Here is a 3,826-nt window from a genome sequence, read left to right on the forward strand (position 1 = left end):
CAACACATTGAATACTTGACCCTCTTCCTGAGCCGAGGCAAGCGCGACTACGCCCCCTTCGCTGTGTCCTAAAACCCAAATACAGGGAATGTGCATGTGACATCTAAGCACGTCTACCCAGGATCGAACGTCGTCAACATAGTCAGCAATCGTCACCGCATTGGCATCCTCTACGGCCATTGCGCTAGCGAACATTCCACGTTTGTCGATACGAAGCGTCGCAAAGCCTTTGGCAGCCAGGCCTTCAGCAAGAAGTCGGTAAGGTGATGCATTCACACCAAGCGGGTTGTTTCCATCCCGATCGGTCGGCCCGGAGCCAGGAACGATAAGAACAACGGCTGTTGGTTTTGAATTCGGGGTGAGTAACGTACCTTTCAAAGGGCCTTTTGGCCCTGCGGCATCCAGGACTGTTTCGGAAAAGGTCACCGGTACTGCCGCCAGACTCACAAATGGGCAAGCGCTCAAAAGGGCAATAGAGGCGGCAATATTCATCGGAGATGTTCCTGTAAAATTCAGCGTACCAGTCAATTTATATTATAAATATGACCTGCTCTCCATTGATTAATACATCAACGGCGTTAGAAAAGTCCGCTGCTGGCACAGAGCTGCCTGTCTGATTGGCTCTGTGCCGTAGCAGTGTCAGGTTAAGTCTGAGCTAATACAGCTCATGAAGCTGTTGGCTTGCGTCTGGAACAAAGCGCTCCATAGGCAAGCTCCGTTTCTCCATTTCATCATCAGGAGCATTCTTTTTTAACGGTTGTTATTCTCTGCCAAAGCCTGGCGCAGCATTAGTTTTGCCCCCCAGACGGTGAGATCGGCGATTTCATCTTTGTTTAGCCCAAAACTGTCCTTGAGCACTGTCAGCGCCTCAGTCCCGTAGAGAACCGACATTAACATCACCAGTTTGTGGCGTGCCTCTTCTGGAAGCTGATCCTCCAGTGGCGATAGGGCTTCAGACAAAGCAGCCTTTCGGTTGCTCTTTTTGAGAGAGCCTATCTCTTCATTCTCCGAGTCCCCAGATACTGAAGCTTGCCAGCGCTGTTGGGAAATGCGCATGGCGTCACGCATCAGCGCTTCATGCGTATCCAGTTCGCCAAATCCCCAAGTGAGCAGTTTTTCTACATTTTCTTCAGCCGTGTTGTCCATTGCGGGTTTATCAAATGAGTTGATCACCTGCTTGACCACGTACTCGACGAACTCACTGTGTGTTGAGAAATAGCTTTTGAGCGTGACTTTGGCGTACTCGGCCTCTCGTGTGATTTCTTCTGGCGAAGGGAATTTTTGCTCTTGATATAGTTTGAGTGCCGCACTGGTCAAGCGTTCCAGCGTTCTGCGTCGTACTGGCGAGAGGTTGTTCTCATCAAACAGAATCATCGTGATGCCTCATTTTTGCAACAAAAATATCCCAAAGGATAAAAATATCTTGCGAGATATAAAATATTAGCCTAGCTTTATATTGCACTATCTCAACACATCTTTCACGTCTTACATGGAGTGAGTCGTCTATGGCTAAATTTGTCTACATCATAGGGACCGCAGATACCAAGCTTGATGAACTGCTTTGGTTGAAGTCCTGTCTGCGTTCCGCAGGGGTGGATTCTCATATTATTGATGTCTCTACCGGTTCATCGATTGCCTTTCATGAAAACAATCAAGTGGATATCAATGCTACGCAGATTGCGGCCTACCACCCTGATGGTATAGACGCCGTGTTCTGTGGCGAACGCGGGAGAGCTGTTACCGCAATGGCTACCGCGCTGACCCATTTCTTGCGGAACACGGTGGATGATATTTCCGGCCTTATCGGTATTGGGGGCTCTGGAGGAACGGCATTGGTAACGTCCGCCATGCAGGTAATGCCTATCGGTATTCCCAAGTTAATGGTGTCAACTATGGCATCGGGCAATGTTGGGGGATATGTCGGTGGTGTCGATATCGCCATGTTGTATACCGTTACCGACCTTAGTGGTTTGAACTACTTGTCACGCACTATTCTGGCAAATGCGGCCAATATGATAGCCGGTGCCGTTAACAATGCTATTGAATATGATCACGCAAGAAAACCGGTTTTAGGCCTGACGATGTTTGGTGTAACAACGCCCTGCATCAATCAGTTGGTTGCATCGTTGGGTGAACAATTCGATCCGTTGGTCTTCCATGCTACGGGAAATGGTGGAACCAGTATGGAGCGATTGGTTCAAAACCGTGAAATTGTCGGTGTTCTTGATATCACGTTGACTGAGGCGGCGGATTTGCTGTTCGGTGGCGTTCTTGCCTGCCCTGAAACACGTCTTGACTGTATCGCACAAACGCAGACGCCGTGGGTAGGGAGTGCTGGGGCACTCGACATGGTTAATTTCAGTGGTCGGGACAGCATACCTGAGCGTTATGCTCATCGGCAGTTTGTAGAGCATAACGCTCAGGTGACGCTGATGCGCACAACACCAGAGGAAAACTACCAGCTCGGCGTCTGGATTGGCAACAAGCTTAATCTTTGCGAAGGGCCGGTACGTTTCATCATTCCAGAGGGCGGATTTTCGGCATTAGATGCTCCAGGGCAACTGTTCTTTGATCCACAGGCAAGGCAGGCTTTTGCTGAAGGATTGGAGTCAACGGTCGTTCAGACGGCACAACGCCAGATTATCAAAACGCCTCACCACATCAATGCACCTGAGTTTTGCTCGCTTGTGATTGCTCAGTTCCAGAATGTCATGCAACACCAGGGAACTGAACATGATTCAACACCAGGGAAACCTTTATGAAAAATTACGATACAGTGAAAGAGAAGCTGCAACAGAAAGTCTTGCGCCAGGAACCCATTATCGGTGCTGGGGCAGGAACGGGTCTGTCTGCACGTTGCGAAGAAGCTGGCGGTGTAGATTTGATTGTGATCTACAACAGTGGCCGTTTTCGGATGGCAGGGCGTGGTTCGCTGGCGGGATTGATGCCGTACGGTAACGCCAACCAGATTGTGCGTGAGATGGGTAATGAAGTGCTGCCAGTGGTAAAAGAAACGCCAGTGCTGGCCGGTGTTTGTGGAACAGATCCCTTCTGCAATATTCCGTTGTTCTTGGACGAATTGAAAGTGCAGGGCTTTGCCGGTGTCCAGAACTTCCCTACCGTCGGGCTGATTGATGGGAATTTCCGCAAGAACCTGGAGGAAACGGGGATGGGTTATGGCCTGGAGGTGGAGATGATCCGCCAGGCGCACGATAAAGGGATGTTGACCACGCCGTATGTCTTTAGTGAGGAAGATGCGGTAGCGATGACTGAAGCCGGTGCGGATATCATTGTTGTACATCTGGGATTAACGACCGGAGGTGATGTTGGTGCAAATACTGCGCACAATCTGGAGTCTTGTGTCCCAGTGATCAATGCCTGTGCCGCAGCGGCAAAAGCCGTGCGTGGGGATGTTATCGTGCTGTGCCACGGTGGGCCCATCGCAGAGCCGGAAGATGCAGCTTATATTCTGTCGCATTGTTCTGACTGCCACGGGTTTTACGGTGCCAGTTCGATGGAGCGTTTACCGACAGAAGTGGCGATTAAGAATACCATTAACGCATTTAAGAAAATAAAACTGAATTAATACCCAATATATTAGCTCAGTCAATGGAGTGGAAAGTTAAAGCAACTATTTGAAGGGTATTCAATATAACGCCCCGGCAGTTATGGGGCGTTTTCTATGAAAGAAAGTTTTAAATATCAATATAGAGTTTTTTGTTGCAGCCGTCATTTTCCCTCATAGAGTGGAGCGCCTGTTCACTATCAGGATACCCCATGCTATGAATTCTTCCGGCGGATACAACCTGTAGTGGTCAACTAATAC

Annotated in this window: 4 protein-coding genes; 2 read left to right on the top strand and 2 right to left on the bottom strand. The window is 49.3% G+C overall.

Annotation, left to right across the window (positions count from 1 at the left end; all coding sequences use genetic code 11):
- Both U869_RS0126780 and U869_RS0126785 read right to left on the bottom strand, forming a co-directional pair.
- Positions 1 to 492 (bottom strand): alpha/beta hydrolase (locus U869_RS0126780; protein ID WP_029988711.1); only part of this gene is annotated, 492 nt, incomplete at its 3' end.
- Between the two features lie 258 nt (positions 493 to 750).
- Positions 751 to 1,374 (bottom strand): hypothetical protein, encoded by a 624-nt coding sequence (locus tag U869_RS0126785; protein ID WP_025123853.1) that lies wholly within the window; start codon positions 1,372 to 1,374, stop codon positions 751 to 753.
- Positions 1,375 to 1,505: 131 nt separating this feature from the next.
- Between U869_RS0126785 and U869_RS0126790 the strand changes: the two genes are divergently transcribed.
- Positions 1,506 to 2,762 carry a Tm-1-like ATP-binding domain-containing protein gene (locus U869_RS0126790; protein ID WP_025123854.1) on the top strand — a complete coding sequence of 419 codons (1,257 nt, stop codon included), beginning with the start codon at positions 1,506 to 1,508 and terminating at the stop codon, positions 2,760 to 2,762.
- Entirely contained in the window at positions 2,759 to 3,586 is an 828-nt protein-coding gene (locus U869_RS0126795; RefSeq protein ID WP_025123855.1) for a phosphoenolpyruvate hydrolase family protein, read from the top strand. Before U869_RS0126790 ends, U869_RS0126795 begins: the two co-directional genes overlap by 4 nt.
- Positions 3,587 to 3,826 lie beyond the last annotated feature (240 nt).

This window comes from Serratia sp. H1w (assembly GCF_000633355.1).
In the GTDB taxonomy this organism is placed as follows: domain Bacteria; phylum Pseudomonadota; class Gammaproteobacteria; order Enterobacterales; family Enterobacteriaceae; genus Chania.